Source organism: Vibrio phycocola (assembly GCF_054404255.1).
Map to the genome: position 1 here is coordinate 439920 of NZ_JBTAMQ010000004.1, position 15582 is coordinate 455501.

At 38.2% G+C, this 15582-nt stretch carries 15 protein-coding genes and 1 pseudogene; 13 read left to right on the plus strand and 3 right to left on the minus strand.

Annotated elements, in window-relative coordinates:
* Positions 1-71: 71 nt before the first annotated feature.
* Positions 72-1757 (minus strand): sulfatase-like hydrolase/transferase, encoded by a 1686-nt coding sequence (locus tag ACXJY6_RS08240; RefSeq protein WP_458768031.1) that lies wholly within the window; start codon positions 1755-1757, stop codon positions 72-74.
* A gap of 247 nt (positions 1758-2004) precedes the next feature.
* Between ACXJY6_RS08240 and ACXJY6_RS08245 the strand changes: the two genes are divergently transcribed.
* The 12 genes and pseudogenes from ACXJY6_RS08245 (at position 2005) to ACXJY6_RS08300 (ending at position 13397) form a co-directional block, all read left to right on the plus strand.
* A complete protein-coding gene (locus ACXJY6_RS08245; RefSeq protein ID WP_456049663.1) occupies positions 2005-2418 on the plus strand; it encodes an NUDIX hydrolase in 414 nt (137 codons plus the stop codon).
* Positions 2419-2735: 317 nt separating this feature from the next.
* Positions 2736-3431 carry an aquaporin Z gene (aqpZ, locus tag ACXJY6_RS08250; RefSeq protein ID WP_458768032.1) on the plus strand — a complete coding sequence of 232 codons (696 nt, stop codon included), beginning with the start codon at positions 2736-2738 and terminating at the stop codon, positions 3429-3431.
* Positions 3432-3698: 267 nt separating this feature from the next.
* Positions 3699-4115: a putative signal transducing protein gene (locus ACXJY6_RS08255; protein WP_458768089.1), complete on the plus strand. Its 417-nt coding sequence runs from the start codon at positions 3699-3701 to the stop codon at positions 4113-4115.
* A 318-nt stretch (positions 4116-4433) separates the two neighbouring features.
* A complete protein-coding gene (locus ACXJY6_RS08260) occupies positions 4434-4892 on the plus strand; it encodes an anthrone oxygenase family protein (RefSeq protein ID WP_458768033.1) in 459 nt (152 codons plus the stop codon).
* Positions 4893-5789: 897 nt separating this feature from the next.
* A complete protein-coding gene (locus ACXJY6_RS08265; protein ID WP_456049666.1) occupies positions 5790-6878 on the plus strand; it encodes an ABC transporter ATP-binding protein in 1089 nt (362 codons plus the stop codon).
* A gap of 23 nt (positions 6879-6901) precedes the next feature.
* A complete protein-coding gene (locus ACXJY6_RS08270; RefSeq protein ID WP_456049667.1) occupies positions 6902-7858 on the plus strand; it encodes an ABC transporter permease in 957 nt (318 codons plus the stop codon).
* Positions 7859-7867: 9 nt separating this feature from the next.
* On the plus strand, positions 7868-8758 hold the full coding sequence (locus ACXJY6_RS08275; protein ID WP_456049668.1) for a carbohydrate ABC transporter permease: 891 nt from the start codon (positions 7868-7870) through the stop codon (positions 8756-8758).
* Between the two features lie 72 nt (positions 8759-8830).
* Positions 8831-10390: an extracellular solute-binding protein gene (locus ACXJY6_RS08280; RefSeq protein WP_456049669.1), complete on the plus strand. Its 1560-nt coding sequence runs from the start codon at positions 8831-8833 to the stop codon at positions 10388-10390.
* Positions 10391-10549: 159 nt separating this feature from the next.
* The gene (locus ACXJY6_RS08285) at positions 10550-10819 is read left to right on the plus strand and encodes a hypothetical protein (protein ID WP_458768034.1); all 270 of its coding nucleotides are present in this window, start codon (positions 10550-10552) and stop codon (positions 10817-10819) included.
* A gap of 15 nt (positions 10820-10834) precedes the next feature.
* A pseudogene (locus ACXJY6_RS08290) lies at positions 10835-11197 on the plus strand (peptidoglycan DD-metalloendopeptidase family protein); the annotation flags it as partial.
* A gap of 94 nt (positions 11198-11291) precedes the next feature.
* Complete coding sequence (locus ACXJY6_RS08295; protein WP_456049671.1) at positions 11292-11759, plus strand: Lrp/AsnC family transcriptional regulator; 468 nt, start codon at positions 11292-11294, stop codon at positions 11757-11759.
* A 183-nt stretch (positions 11760-11942) separates the two neighbouring features.
* On the plus strand, positions 11943-13397 hold the full coding sequence (locus ACXJY6_RS08300; RefSeq protein ID WP_458768035.1) for a pyridoxal-phosphate dependent enzyme: 1455 nt from the start codon (positions 11943-11945) through the stop codon (positions 13395-13397).
* Positions 13398-13495: 98 nt separating this feature from the next.
* Here the strand turns inward: ACXJY6_RS08300 and ACXJY6_RS08305 are convergent, their stop codons facing one another.
* The gene (locus ACXJY6_RS08305) at positions 13496-14689 is read right to left on the minus strand and encodes a class I SAM-dependent methyltransferase (RefSeq protein ID WP_456049673.1); all 1194 of its coding nucleotides are present in this window, start codon (positions 14687-14689) and stop codon (positions 13496-13498) included.
* A gap of 182 nt (positions 14690-14871) precedes the next feature.
* Here ACXJY6_RS08305 and yccX point away from each other — a divergent pair, with 182 nt between their 5' ends.
* Complete coding sequence (yccX, locus tag ACXJY6_RS08310; RefSeq protein WP_456049674.1) at positions 14872-15144, plus strand: acylphosphatase; 273 nt, start codon at positions 14872-14874, stop codon at positions 15142-15144.
* A 4-nt stretch (positions 15145-15148) separates the two neighbouring features.
* Here yccX and ACXJY6_RS08315 read toward each other — a convergent pair whose 3' ends face one another.
* Positions 15149-15478 (minus strand): TusE/DsrC/DsvC family sulfur relay protein, encoded by a 330-nt coding sequence (locus tag ACXJY6_RS08315; protein WP_456049675.1) that lies wholly within the window; start codon positions 15476-15478, stop codon positions 15149-15151.
* Positions 15479-15582: the final 104 nt, after the last annotated feature.

Consider the following 15582-nt stretch of genomic DNA (forward strand, 5'->3'; position numbering starts at 1 on the left):
TTCTAAGTAATATCTGATACAACGACTCTCAGTATTGAAACCCACAATTGACATATTTTAAAAATTAACGACTAATCAAAACTTATCTCGTTGGGCGTAAAATTCCATTTATTAGTTACATCAAAGGACGATTCGCCATTTTGATATAATCTATTTTCAGATAATCTTCCAGAAACAAATTTATTCCTTTCATTACGAATATGGAATAAGCTCATTCCATGCAATGGTGATATTTTTTTCTCTGTGTAACCAAAATACTTTGTTAATGTAGGAAAAATATTAAAGTGAGACAATTTATTTCTGTTGAATTCTGCGGCATTGGCTAGGTTCAACAATTCTTCTTTATTATCAGTAAATACAATAAATGGAACTGTAGTTTCATAAGGAACAATACTTTCTACTGAGCAATGTGTTATAGAACGGCCGTTATCAAATAAGTTTTGCCCATGATCCGATGTATAAATAATTATTGTGTCTTTATATGAAACACCGTCTAATAAATTTTTAAAGAAAGAGTCAGTCAAATAATGAATAGAATTTTTATAATTTAAAATTCTTCTTTCTTTTTTATTTTTTTCTTTCCTTTTAAACTTAAATAATCTCTCATTATCTGGTGTTAATGGACGATAGGGGAAATGCACACCGCTTTTCACTGCGTAAATAAAAACAGGTTTGTTACTCTCTTGTGATGTGTACTGTTTAATCAACTTAGCAATATTCGTGTCTTTGTCATAACTCGTTTCGCCTTGGATGCTCAAATAATCATCGATGTATCTTTTTTCTTTAAGTTTCATGCCATTGTTCAATTGGCCATCATCCATTTGCCCCTCCAACATAACTGTTTTATATCCAGCATTTTGCGCGTATTGCCAGATGTATGGATTGGTAACATAGGTCTGACTAAAGTTATCTTCATTGGGACCGAATCGTAAAATTTGATTACTTGCCGAACTGCAGTTTGAGCCCGATATGGCGGTTCCGAAATTCACAAATCTATTTTTTTGAGAAACCAAGTAGGGAGTAATACCTTGATCTTTGTTGATATCTAAATAGTCTGCGCGGACACTTTCATCAACAATTAATATGATGTTTTTTCTTTTAACTTGAGTAGATGAAATGTGTTCATTAACGGGTAATCTTTTTGGAGAGGAAATTACAACTTTTTCAAAATATATGATCGAAGCTAGAACAGGAAGCTTGTATTGAATTGGAGTTTGCTCTAATCCATACCCACCTCTTGGCCATGAGACCGCAAATAAAATAAAGAACGGGAGAATGGCGAATATATAGCTCACTTTTCCAATAAAAAACCTGTCTTTTATCTTAATAGTAACTTTGGGGGGAGGTAAAAGTAACGTAAGACTGAACAATGAAATTGCGACTGCAGATGCTATTTCGGTAGAAAAATGCTTTATGCCTTTAGAGGCAAAACTTATGTTTTCGATTAATACATAGAGACTATCGTATGTGATAGAAATACCACTGATATCTAAATAACTAAGGCTTATCAATGTTGATGAAAAAAATAAAATCGTTGCGAACAAGCGAATAACGAAGTGTGAAAAGAAAGAAAATGAAATAAGTGAAATAAAACATAGCAACCACAAAGACAAAAATATGCCTAAATAAATTACACCGTGAGCTTTTAGAAGATCATCAATACGTTCACCAAAAAAATAATTATCTGAAAGAAATAGTAACGCAATAATACCAATTAGTTTAAAGATAACGAGAAACGTATTTTTGTGCAAACTCATAAAAATCCTACGAAATTTTTCGTTCGATATAAAAAACGAGCCAATAATAGTGAGAATAATTGGGTCGGTCAATCAAATATAGTCTCAAAGCTAGGACTATAGAGAGTATAGCTCAAATTTTTTTTAATACTCGGGTATCTCATCTATATTGATGAATTAGTTAATAAAACATAACGCCATAGTGTTTGTAGAAAGACATGAATACGATAAAGTAACTAATACATGATATAAATTAATAAGGTATACAATGATAGTCGGCTTTCATGATATGGAGGACACCGTTAGCTTGGGATTCTCCGTTATTGTTGCGAAGGACAGTGATGGTTTTGTCTACGTCAAACACCAAGATAGAACGACATGGGAAATCCCCGGAGGTCATATTGAACCTGGTGAAACTGCTAATCAAGCCGCTTGCCGAGAATTAAGAGAAGAAACAGGTGCTTTGGAGTTTGATATTCAATCTGTGTGCGATTATTCCATAACATTAAATGGTAAGGTTTCTTATGGTCGATTGTACTATGCTGAAATTCATTCTTACACAGGCATACTTGAATTTGAGACTGAGCAAGTTTGCTCCTTTTCTAAGATGCCAATCAATTTAACCTATCCAAATATCCAGCCATATATCTTTGATGAGGTGCTTCGTCGGTTAGCGAAATAGTTTGGCTGATCCATGTTTATCGTTCGATGTGAAAATACAAATGGTATAAACGAAATGAGTTGTAATATGTGCTTATTGTGTCAGTAGTGAAACTCTTATATTCAAAGACAAATAATATACGAAAGTGATCTGTTGTCGATAAATGAGGTTTTACTGTTACTTGTATGAGAACAACGGAATTTAATCGATAGATTCTTATTTTCTTACTATCAATCTAAAATTTATACGATTAAGTTAGCGCTCTCATAGCAACATGTTTCTTAAATGGAACTCCAAACTATCGTTAAAAATTTAGGTAATTATATAGAGGGTAATAAATGACGTTAACAAAAAAGTTAGGTGCTGAGTTTATCGGTACGTTCTGGTTAGTACTTGGTGGTTGTGGCAGCGCAGTGTTGGCGGCTGCGTTTCCAGATGTTGGTATTGGTCTAATGGGTGTTTCATTGGCGTTTGGTTTGACCGTTTTAACCATGGCTTACGCGATTGGCCATGTTTCTGGCTGTCATCTTAACCCAGCAGTATCATTTGGGTTATGGTCTGGTGGACGCTTTTCTTCAAGCGAACTCGCTCCTTACATAATTGCGCAAGTGGCTGGAGGTATTGCAGGGGCTACTGTCCTATATGTTATCGCTTCTGGGCAAGCTGGTTTTGATGCTTCAGCAGGTTTTGCTTCGAATGGCTTTGGTGAGCATTCTCCAGGTGGTTATAGCCTTGTCGCTGCTTTAGTGACTGAAATTGTTATGACGTTTATGTTTTTAATTATTATTTTGGGTGCAACAGATAGTCGTGCGCCAAAAGGTTTCGCACCTATCGCGATAGGATTGGGTTTAACGCTAATTCACTTGATTAGTATTCCGGTTACGAATACGTCGGTTAACCCTGCCCGAAGCACTGGGGTAGCATTATTCCAAGGTGATTGGGCTATATCTCAATTGTGGCTATTTTGGGTAGCTCCTATTATTGGTGCAGTGCTAGCTGGTATCGTCTATCGCTGGTTTGAAAGCGAAGAATAATATTAGATACTGACGATGTGGGCCATTTGAAAACTTCAGATGGCCCATTTTTTATGAGAATAGGCAAGACGCTATAATTAGGTGTCGCTCCGGCTTTCACATTCGGCAGCACATAATATCGGAGGTTTCATTACGTAAGGGGAACCATTTAAACCTTAGATACTCTAAACTAACTATGAAGGTGGGTGGACACTTCATGTTCTCAATGTGTTCGCTTTCGATGTTTAACAGTTTGAGGTATTACTAAGAGAGGTTGATATGAGTAAATTGGTGGTTTTGACAAAATTTTCTTTTCCTCTCGATGCAAATATTGCGAAAGCAAATTTGGAAAGTGTCGGAATTCCTGCGTTTATCGCTGATGAGCATACGATCAATATGCAGTGGCTCTATTCCGATGCAATGGGTGGGGTTAGGTTGCTGGTTCCAGAGGAGCACTACGATGAAGCGCTCGAACTCATTGGAGAAGATTTTTCTAACGTTGTCGAACCTGAAGAACAAGATACAAACCCAAGTGATCTGCATGAGATAAAATGTTGTGGAGAATGCCAAAGTACGAATATCAAAGAGTACACTAAAGGTAAGCAATCAGCTTTTGTGGTTTTTCTTCTTTTAGGATTCCCATTATTTTTTTATCAGCATGGCGTTAAATGTGAAGACTGTGGGAGCTTTAAAAAACACGCTTAATTTATATCTTAATACTTTGCGCCTCTAATCTACGTCTTAATGTAAACCTGAAAATAATATGTGAATTGATTTACGTTCACTCAATTCAACTATTACCTGTCCATTATCTACGCCTAAATGTGATTAAATAACATAAAACGAATTAGAATAGGGAAGTAACACTTCACTATTCTATTGAGTTGCCGATCATTCGTGGTAAAGTAAATTTTGTGATGTGGTTCAATAAATACTTTTAATAGTACTTCATACTGTTAATTGTCATTGCAATTCATTTTCCACATAATTAAGAAACGATCGAGCGCAGAACGGAGTCTGGTAATGGAATCAAAATCTTTTAGCATTATATTAGTTATATCTACGATGTTGACAGGTTTGCTAGCTGGATTTTTCTATACGTGGTCTTTTACTATTATGCAAAGTTTGGATCTCGCGGGGCCAATTTCAGCTTCTAGAGCTATGGTATCAATTAATGCACATATTAGGGACGGATGGTTTGGTACTATTTTCTTTGGGGCACCAATTTCAGTAATAATATCATTAGTGGTGCTCTTAAGAACAAATCAGAATGGTGTGAAGTGGGCATTTATTGCAATGTTTTTTGCCATGTGTTCATTAGCGGTGACATTCACTCAACACCTGCCTCTAAATGAACAATTGGCAAATGGTCTTCGCTGGAGCGAATACTTTGAAGTTTGGACACAATGGAACCATGTACGAATGACAACATCAACGTTGGCTTTTATCTGTATGTTGTTTGTATTGATATCGAGAGATTAAGTTGTTGATATTATTGAGATAATTTCATTGGTGTGATAAGCGTTTACATACTTCTGCTATGAGGTCATCAACTGCTAGTTCTCTTTTATATACTATAAATTACCGAACAAACGCACATAATATCTATCATTTACTTCAACAGTGTAAAATATCTACTCTTCAAAAACTTGCTAATACTGGGCATGATTTTACTGATTTAAATGCGATCTATATCTCAATTTAAATACTTTTTAGTCGTAATCATTATACAATTATAGAATAACTTCCTGTGTATTATGTATGACTAAATGAATAACTTCATATTACATTACCATACTCTTCCTTAGTTCTAATACTGTGCTTTTAGGGCGGAAATCTTTCAAAATTCCTATCCTTCTTGTAGAAGGATAGGGATGCACTGGTTGACGTCATCTCACATCAATCAAACTTCAAACTGAATAAAATAAATATGAAATGAAATAATTCGATGTGTATAACGTTATTGATTTGGGTAATTGATTATGATCAATTATTACAACCATAAACGGTTATTAAAGGACTAAGTTAAGGTTTTTTTATAACTTTTATTACGTTTTCTAAACTTTATTTAAGTTTTTGTTTAGAGTTCTTCAATCCGAATTAATATCAAATTAACGGGTATCTCAATTAGCATTTTTAAAGTATTAATAATTTCACGTTATAAATTTAATACCTTAAATTGAAGATCATGATCACAAAATTGTACAGAACAATGCGTGACTTCAAATTAGCTATCTAATCACATTTACAGTAGTGCTCTCTCTATAGTAAAACGGACTTTATATTGTACTACAATATTATTTCCATACAGGAGTATTGTCGTACAAAAGTACTTATAAGTGGAAGTTCAATTCCCTCTTTGAGACCTATGGAGTAATCATGTCTACTGTTAAACTAAAAAATCTTGTAAAGCGTTACGGCGACGTAACTGTTGTTCAAGGAATTGACCTAGAAGTTCAATCTGAAGAATTCGTTGTATTGGTTGGGCCTTCTGGTTGTGGTAAATCTACCACGTTAAGAATGCTTGCTGGATTGGAAGAGATTAGTGATGGCCAAGTAACTATCGCTGACCGCGTTGTTAACGATGTAGCACCAAAAGATCGTGACGTTGCAATGGTTTTCCAGAACTATGCGCTTTATCCGCATTTAACGGTTGCTGACAACATTGCATTTGGTCTGCGTATTCGTAAAGTGCCAAAACCTGAGATTGAAAAAGCAGTAGCGGATGTAGCTGAAATTCTTGAGCTAACACCTTTATTAGATCGTCGTCCTGCAGACCTATCTGGTGGACAACGTCAGCGTGTTGCAATGGGACGTGCGATTGTTCGTCACCCTAAGGTCTTCCTATTCGATGAGCCGTTATCCAACCTTGATGCTAAGTTACGTACACAAATGCGTGCTGAAATTAAAACTCTTCACAAACGTCTTGGTGTTACGAGTGTTTATGTAACGCACGATCAGGTTGAGGCAATGACGCTCGCTGACCGTATTGTTGTAATGAGTGCTGGTAAGATCGAACAGGTAGGTACACCGATGGACCTGTTTAATAATCCAGCGAATACTTTCGTTGCTACCTTTATTGGTTCACCACCAATGAACATGATCGAAGCTACTGCCGAAGTAACTAGCGAAGGCTCATTTGCATTGTTTGATGGACAACGTTGTCGTATTCCCGCATATGAAGAGTTAAACAATGGTGACGAAATCATTGTTGGTATTCGTCCTGAATATATCGACATCGAGCCTTCTGAAACTGCAAGCGAAATCAACATCAAGATAGATTTAGTTGAAACATTGGGTTCAGAAGCATTACTTCATGCAAAAATTCAAGATAAACCGTTCGTAATCAAAGTGGACACCCACGGCGAGCTAACTCACTTAGATAATCTGAATAAGCTCTATTTCCGTCAAAATGTAATGGCTGTTTTCGATAAGAAAACGACCAAAGCTATGACTCGTTCAAAATAACGCTTATTAGTTAGGGAAATATTATGCAAGATATTGATAATTCACTAAAGCAAGAGTCTGAGTTAGCCAGGAAATTAAAATGGGCGAAAATGCATTTTAAGAAAGAATGGCAGCTTTACGTAATGCTTTTACCGACGGTGCTTTGGTTCGTAATCTTTTTATACAAACCGATGTACGGCTTACAAATTGCCTTTAAAGACTACAGTGTGTTTAGAGGTATTACTGGAAGTCCTTGGGTTGGATTCGAACACTTTTATACACTCTTTGAAAATGATCAATTTATCCGAGCGATAAAAAACACGGTCATGATTAGTGGCGCAAGCTTAATTTTTGGATTCCCGATGCCGATTCTTTTGGCTTTAGGTTTTAACGAAATTATTAATGCCAAATTTAAAAGAGCCGCACAAACCATCGTTTACTTGCCGCACTTTATTTCAGCAGTAATCATCGCGGGTATTGTTATTACCGCATTTGCACCATCAACGGGTGTGATTAACCTGATATTGAATGCATTCGGTTACGACTCTGTTTACTTCTTAACCAAACCAGAATGGTTCCGCACAATATTCGTCGGTACTGGTATTTGGCAGGAGGCAGGTTTTGGTTCCATCGTGTTCTTGGCGGCTATTGCTGGCGTTAACCCATCGCTCTATGAATCAGCTGTAGTTGATGGTGCGACTCGTTTCCAAATGATGTACAAAATCACTCTACCTTGTATATTGCCGACCATTTTAATCATGTTGATTATTCGTATCGGTAACATCCTAGAAGTTGGTTTTGAAATGATCATTATGCTTTACCAACCTGCAACGTACGAAACTGCTGACGTTATTAGTACCTTTATTTATCGTCAGGGTTTACAAGCAGCTCAATATGATTTAGCCGCTGCTGCTGGATTATTTAATGCTGTGATTGCGTTCTTCTTAGTTGTTGCTGCAAATACAATTAGTAAACGTGTATCTAAAACGTCTCTTTGGTAAGGAAATATTATGAGCGTAATAACAAATATGAATTTATATTCAAAGAGCGATAAAGCATTTGTTTATTTGAATATGTTCTTAATCGGTATGTTTACTATTAGTACTCTATACCCATTTATATATGTTGCTTCATTGTCATTTAGTTTAGGTGATGCGGTAACGTCTGGGCAGGTCTTATTAACTCCGGTAGATTTCACATTAGCGGCTTACGAAAAAGTATTATTTGACCCTGCATTTTGGCAGTCATATATGAATACTTTTATCTATACAATTGGCGGTACAATTACCAGTCTTTGTATTATTATTCCAGGCGCCTATGCACTTTCAAGACCGCAATTATTCGGTCGAAAATACTGGAATATGTTGATTGCATTTACCATGTGGTTCCATGCAGGTATGATTCCTTTCTTCTTAAATATTAGGGATTTAGGCCTGCTAGATAGCTACTTCGGTATTATCATTGCGTTCGCATGTAATGCGTTCAACATTATCTTGTTAAGAAACTTTTTTGAAGCGGTTCCATCGTCATTTGAAGAAGCGGCTCGTATGGATGGTGCAAATGATTTTCAAGTACTGTGGAAAGTATTTATTCCACTTGCGAAGCCTGCACTTGCAACCATTACTTTATTCTGTATTGTTGCTCGATGGAATGGATTCTTCTGGGCAATGATCTTATTACGAGATGAAAGTAAGGTTCCTCTTCAAGTATATTTACGCCAGATAATTACACAATTATCTGATGATGATACATTTGCAAGTACATTGCTTACTGCCGACTATTCATTTGAAACGGTGAGCTCAGCAATAATGGTATGTTCTATTATTCCAGTATTATTAGTTTACCCTTGGATCCAAAAATACTTTAATAAAGGTATTATGTTGGGCGGTGTGAAAGAATAACACCAACTTAAGTGTTAGAAGTTAGTTATAACAAACAGTGAAACAATAAATATATTATAAAAGGTAGAATTTATGAAAAAAGTTAATACCCTACTTACCACAATGGCGATTGGCTCTGCTGCTCTAGCTATGCCTGTTATTGCCGCTTCACCAGACGGCGCATACAGCGTAACTGATAAGCCGCTAACGCTAGATATTCACTTTCACACCAAAAAGTATGTATATAACAACGATTGGCCGGTAGAGAAAGAAGCTGCACGTCTAACAGGTGTTTCTCTGAACAACGTTGCTTCAATGGCAACAACGAAAAGTGAAGAAGCGTTTAACTTGCTTATCGCTTCTGGTGACTTACCAGATATCGTTGGTGGTTCAGCGATTCGTGATAACGTAAACCGCTATGGCCCTGAAGGTGCTTTCATTCCGATGAATGACCTTATTGACAAGCATGCTCCAAACATTAAAGCGTTCTTTGAAAAAAACCCTGATATCAGAAGTTCGATTTTGGCGGCAGATGGAAATATTTACTACATTCCATATCTTCCAGATGGTAAATACGGTCGTTCTTACTTCATTCGTTATGACTGGCTGAACAAGCTAGGACTTGAAGTTCCTAACACCATCGATGAACTGCATGATGTACTAGTTGCTTTCCGTGACCAAGATCCAAACGGCAATGGCAAGAAAGACGAAGTGCCACTGTTTATGCGTAACTGGGAAGAGTTAATTCGTATGGTTACCCTATGGGGCGGTCGTATGTCTGGTTCTGATATGTTCCATGATTTTTACGTAGATAATGGTGCTCTTAAGCATGGTTATGTTGGTGAAGGCTACCGTGATGGTATTCGTGAGCTAGCAAAATGGTACAAAGAAGGTTTGATTGATGCTGAAGTATTTACTCGTGGTAGCCGTTCACGTGAATACCTATTATCTAATAACCTAGGTGGTATGACTCACGATTGGTTTGCATCAACAGCGGGTTACAACGATTCATTGGCTGATAAAGTACCAGGGTTTAGCTTCAAAGGAATGCTTCCACCAATCGGTACTACTGGTAAGCGTATCGAAGAACACCAGCGTGCTAAAGTGAAAGTTGAAGGTTGGGCAATGTCGTTTACGAACGAGCACCCAGTTGAAACTATGAAGTATTTAGATTTCTACTTCACTGAAGAAGGTCGTCGTTTGGCTAACTTCGGTATCGAAGGCGTAAACTACGACATGGTTGATGGTAAAGCAATCTTCAAGAAAGAAATGTTAGAAGATTCTAAGCCACTTAACGCTCAACTGTGGGAAATTGGTTCTCAGATCCCACGTGGTTTCAAGCAGGATTATGGTTACGAGCTACAGTGGTCTAACAAAGTTGCTCTAGAAGGTATCGCGCTTTACGATACCGTTCCAGACCTATTAACTGAACCGTTCCTAGGTGTGTCACTTAACGAAGAAGAGAAAGCGACATTCGATAAGAACTGGGCAACAATCCGTGACTATATGCTTGAAAAACAACAAGCTTGGGTACTCGGAACTGGCGATATCGATGAAGAGTGGGATAGCTACTTAGCTCAAATCGAACGTATGGGTTACGCAGACGTAATTAAAGTAATGAACTCTGCATATACACGTGCATACGGCAAGTAAGATCTAGTTAACTTAGTTAATTAGTAATACAACGGAGAAAGGCGATGGTTGATACCATCGTCTTTTTTCGTTTATAGGGTGTGAAAAATATGTTCTTAAGCAATTTAGCAGGATAATATGAAAATAATAAGTAACTAGTGCGTATTAAATGGACTAAATGTGGCTAAATATTTCCCTATTTTTGGACTTGCTTATCCTCAAGAAGAGTGGATAACTGTCGATCTGTCAGAGACAAATTCATATCTAGATTATGCTCGTACGGCTGAACCTGAGTATCTTGCTCAATTCATTAATAAACAACTCTCGGTCGAGCACCCAGTAGCTTACGGAGGCTACCAAGAAAAAAGAGCAACCTATAGAAATGCAGCACATTTTTCTGATAAGCCCGAAGAGCAGGTTCGTTGTATTCATCTTGGTATCGACTTATAGGTTGAAGCTGGGGCTTCAATTTACGCACCATTGATGGGTGAAGTACATAGCTTTAGTTTTAATGATCTACCGTTTGATTATGGTCCAACAATCATACTTAAACATGGTTCGGGAGAAGAGGTATTTTATACGCTGTATGGTCATTTGAGCTTAGATTCATTAGAGGGAATTGAAGTAGGGCAGATCATAAATAAAGGTCAAGGCTTTGCTACAGTAGGAAGCTCTGACGTGAATGGTGGTTGGCCTCCACATCTCCATCTTCAAGTTATGAAGAACATGTTTGGTTGGGAGGGAGATTTTCCAGGGGCGACAAGCGAAAAAGAAAGAGAGAAGTATTTAAACAACTCCCCAGATCCCTCGTTTCTGCTCAATCTTTAAAACAGCTCGATTTTCGAGAGCGAATTCACTGCATGTTTGTTAAGTTTCATTTAATAAAATAAATTGATAAAACACACTAATTATTGGAATAAGAATGGATACATTGGATCTAAACATATTGGCGTTGTATCGACATGACACTAAAATTAGTGCAGAAAAAATAGGTTCAATGGTTGGATTGTCGATCTCTGCTGTTCAACGCCGAATCAAACACCTTAAGAACTCTGGGATCATACAAAGGGAGCTTGCACTACTTGATAGTGACAAGTTGTCGTTTCAGATGCAGTTTATCATCAATGTTGATCTAATCAATGAACGGGTCGATGACATACAACTTTTTGAAAATAAAATGAAATCCAATCCGAATGTAATGCAGAGCTATTACGTGACGGGACAAGCCGACTTTTGCATCGTGATTGCAGTAAAAAATGTTACTGAATTTGATTTATTCACGCAGACAATATTGATGTCAGATGAAAATGTTCGTAATTTCACATCCTCATTAGTAATTCGAAAAACTAAATTCGATCCTTCTTCCTACGTCGATCTTTTGCTTGATTAGACCAATTTTGCCGCTCTTTGCTTTAATTAGTCATTTCTACAGTGCAACGCGCTTAATAGCTGCAATTTTTGTTGAATATATAGAGCACTTCGTTGTCGATGTTGCTTAGCATAATGACTCTAAGTTGAGGTTATACAAGACTTACAATTCATTAATAATACGACAAAAATAGGATATAGACTTATGTCAACAGTGATGACTATATTAACTCCCGACACCGATCATTCTGGCTGCCTTCGACAAATAGCGGACCCTGTTACGTTGTTTGACAGCAATTTTTTACAACTCACTGCCGACTTGCATGCGTCACTAACTGAGGTGCGTCAACGTCTTGATTTTGGTCGAGCAATGGCAGCGCCACAAGTGGGAGTGTCGTTAAGAATTGTGGTGATAAATCTTGGTGCAGACCCGATTACATTAGTAAACCCGGAAATTATTTGGCGCAGTGAAGAACATCAAGAAGTTTGGGATGATTGTCTGAGCACTCCAGAGACTCGAGTCAAAGTTAGGCGTCACAGCAGCATCAGTATCACGTTTCAAAACGAAGTGGGAGAAATCCAATGCTGGCACCATTTACCTGCTGACATTTCTGAGCTTCTTCAACATGAGTTAGAGCACCTAGATGGCATATTGATGGTCGATTATGCTAATGAAAACAATACCGTTTTGGCCCACGAATCACATTTACTTTCTCAAAATTTAACATCACATCGACTTAGCCTCAACAATATAAAGCAATCACGAGGACGAATTGATCCCCTATTTTTAAATGGATCATTAAGAGAATCTAAAGTGTTAGGGAATATGTTTGGAACGAAGTTGTATTTGAAGGATGAAACAGACAACCCATTACGTTGTTTTAAAGGTCGAGGTGCTGAAAACTATTTGTCGCTTCTTGAGCAAAAGAATGAAGTGACACCGTTAGTGTGTGCGAGTGCGGGCAATTGGGGAATGGCGTTAGCTTGGAGTTGTCGTGAACGTTCTTATCCATTAACCGTTTTCGTCGCAACCAATGCCAGTCAAGTGAAAGTCGAAAAAATTAAGGAACTTGGAGCAAATGTGATCGTATTTGGTGACGATTTTGATAGTGCCAAAAGTAGAGCTAAAGCGTATAGCCAAGCAAGAGGGTATCAATTTGTCGAGGATGGTCAGATTGGCGCTGTATCTGAGGGAGCAGGCTCTGTTGGTGTAGAGCTAACGTCGAGCGGCATATTCTTTGACGCGATATATATTCCGGTCGGCAACGGAGCCTTGATCACTGGAGTGGCACGTTGGATTAAAGCGTCGTCTCCGGGAACTAAAATTGTGGGGATAGTGCCGAAAGGAGCTGACTCTATGTATTGCAGTTGGAAGAGTTCATCACCAATCAATCGTGAGAAAGTGAATACTATCGCTGACGGCCTCGCAATTCGTGTGCCTGTTCCTGAATCTGTTGAAGATATGATTGGACTTGTTGATGATATCATCCTCGTCGACGAAGAACAGATCGAATCAGCAGTTAAATTGGCTGAATTTGAAGAAAGAATGTTGCTTGAGCCATCAGGTGCAGCAGGAATTGCTGGAGTTATGGCTGCACATCAACAAGGGAAATTAGACGATAGGATTGCCGTTATTATAACGGGAGCGAATCGAGCTTGAGGCTTTAATCTAAAGCCGAAAAAGAGTAATAACAAAGCTCACGCCTGAGCTTTGTTATTTTAACTTATGATTAAGCGAGAATATCTTAGTACACTCAATCAGAGCACTTTACAGGCAAACCCTTTCAGATAGAAACCTTCAGGGTAAGCGGAGTCAGTTGGGTGGTCTGCTGCTTGTTCAAAACGCTCCACAAATTTCACTTCGCGCTTAGCATCGAGAGCTGCATCTGCGATGATTTTTTGGAACAAACCATGGTCCATAAGGCCAGAACATGAATAAGTGAGTAGGGTGCCACCTGGTTTTAAGATTTGCATCGCCAACATGTTGATGTCTTTGTAACCACGGCATGCACCATTTAGCTGAGCTTTGGATTCAGCAAATTTTGGCGGATCCATAATAACGACATCAAACTGAGTACCTTGGTCACGATATTCACGCAGCAGTTTAAAAACGTCGGCATTAAGAAATACCGCGCGTTTCTTCGATATGTCGAAGTCGTTAAGAATTGCATTTTGCTTGGCATTATCCAGTGCGGGTTGTGAGACATCTGCATTTATAACGCGTTTGGCTCCACCTTTTAGAGCGTACAAACCAAAACCACCCGTGTATGAGAAGCAGTTTAAGACTTCTTTGTCCTTAACGTATTTTAGTGACTGCTGACGGCTATCTCTTTGGTCTAAATAAAAGCCTGTTTTGTGGCCATTAACAATATCTACGCCAATTTTTACGCCATTTTCTTCAATAACAACGATCTCTGGTGGCTCTTGACCATGCAATACGCCTACAGAAGGTTTTAATCCTTCTTTTTTACGAACGGCCACATCAGAACGCTCGTAAATTGAACAGGTAGGGAAGCATTGTTTTAAAGCTTCAACTAGCTTATCTTTCTGATGCTCGGCTGGGGCACTTAATATTTGGCATACAAGAAAATCTCCGTAACGATCGATGGTTATACCTGGTAAACCATCATTTTCAGCAGCAATCAGGCGATAGCCTGTTAAGCCATCCCGTTCAATGATATCGTCTCGTAACAATTGAGCTCGTTTGATCTTTCCAACAAAGAATGAAGTATCTATCTCTTGTTTGATAAAGCTCCATACTCGTGCGCGGATTTGAGATTCTGGAGAATATCCAGCCTTTGCCAACCACTGTCCTGAATGAGTATAAACATCGACAGTTTGTCCGAGAGTAACATCGCCTTCGATTCTCTCTATGCCTCGTGAAAAAATCCAAGGGTGTCGACGTTGTAGAGATTTTTCTCTTCCTTTTGCTAAGTAGATAGCGGCTGTCATGGTAAATGCTCAATCTGAATAAGGGGCTGTATTGTTATAGAAGTATTGGTAAAAATCAAACTTGATTACGATGAATATGCGTCATAAATTCGTAATTGAATATTGAGATGCTAATCAAATTCAAAATCCCTAAAAAAGCCGATAATAAATGTGTTTAATTTGAAACAGAGAAGGTGAAACTAATGAATAATTACGAGAAATTTACCGTGTCTGGAATGGTTCAAGGTGTTGGCTTTCGTTATTTTACTTCTCATCAAGGGTTGAAGTTAGGTTTGACTGGGTACGCTAAAAATTTATACAACGGGGATGTGGAAGTTGTAGCTTGTGGAGATGAAGAAAAGCGTGAAGCACTGTTTCAATGGTTGCATCAAGGCTCACCTGCAGCGCAAGTCGCTCGTGTAAAGCGAGCAACATATCAAAGTGACAAAATCTATCGTGGGTTTGCAATCATCTGATGCATTAGAGACATTTAGCTGGCTTGGGCAATCCAGCCAGTTTGGTGGCTTGCTTAGCAGGGCCTTTACGAAACAACTTAAACAGGTATTTGCTGTTTCCTTTTTCAGGACCGTACTCTTTCTCCATCGCTTTTACTAGCATCCGAATGGCTGGAGAGGTGTTAAATTCTTCGTAAAAGCGACGTACAAACCATATCACTTCAAGATGATCAGAGGTTAATTCTATTCCTTCATCAACCGCTAGCAGTTCTATCATTCCCTCATCCCACAGGGTGTAGTCAAGTAAGTAACCTTGATTATCTGTTTCGATTAAATTTCCGTTGTAGTTGAGCATGATGACCTCGGTATTCAGACTTGCAGCGTGGTTTTCGAAAAGGGAGGGGATTATAATATGAGTTCAGGAAATAAAAAAGCTCGGACAGAGTGTCCGAGCTTTGT

Coding starts and splice junctions, on each gene's coding strand:
- ACXJY6_RS08300 (WP_458768035.1), top strand. CDS start 11,943: ATGTCAACAGTGATGACTATATTAACTCCCGACACCGATCATTCTGGC.
- ACXJY6_RS08240 (WP_458768031.1), bottom strand. CDS start 1,757: ATGAGTTTGCACAAAAATACGTTTCTCGTTATCTTTAAACTAATTGGT.
- ACXJY6_RS08265 (WP_456049666.1), top strand. CDS start 5,790: ATGTCTACTGTTAAACTAAAAAATCTTGTAAAGCGTTACGGCGACGTA.
- ACXJY6_RS08295 (WP_456049671.1), top strand. CDS start 11,292: ATGGATACATTGGATCTAAACATATTGGCGTTGTATCGACATGACACT.
- aqpZ (WP_458768032.1), top strand. CDS start 2,736: ATGACGTTAACAAAAAAGTTAGGTGCTGAGTTTATCGGTACGTTCTGG.
- ACXJY6_RS08260 (WP_458768033.1), top strand. CDS start 4,434: ATGGAATCAAAATCTTTTAGCATTATATTAGTTATATCTACGATGTTG.
- ACXJY6_RS08305 (WP_456049673.1), bottom strand. CDS start 14,689: ATGACAGCCGCTATCTACTTAGCAAAAGGAAGAGAAAAATCTCTACAA.
- yccX (WP_456049674.1), top strand. CDS start 14,872: ATGAATAATTACGAGAAATTTACCGTGTCTGGAATGGTTCAAGGTGTT.
- ACXJY6_RS08270 (WP_456049667.1), top strand. CDS start 6,902: ATGCAAGATATTGATAATTCACTAAAGCAAGAGTCTGAGTTAGCCAGG.
- ACXJY6_RS08280 (WP_456049669.1), top strand. CDS start 8,831: ATGAAAAAAGTTAATACCCTACTTACCACAATGGCGATTGGCTCTGCT.
- ACXJY6_RS08315 (WP_456049675.1), bottom strand. CDS start 15,478: ATGCTCAACTACAACGGAAATTTAATCGAAACAGATAATCAAGGTTAC.
- ACXJY6_RS08245 (WP_456049663.1), top strand. CDS start 2,005: ATGATAGTCGGCTTTCATGATATGGAGGACACCGTTAGCTTGGGATTC.
- ACXJY6_RS08275 (WP_456049668.1), top strand. CDS start 7,868: ATGAGCGTAATAACAAATATGAATTTATATTCAAAGAGCGATAAAGCA.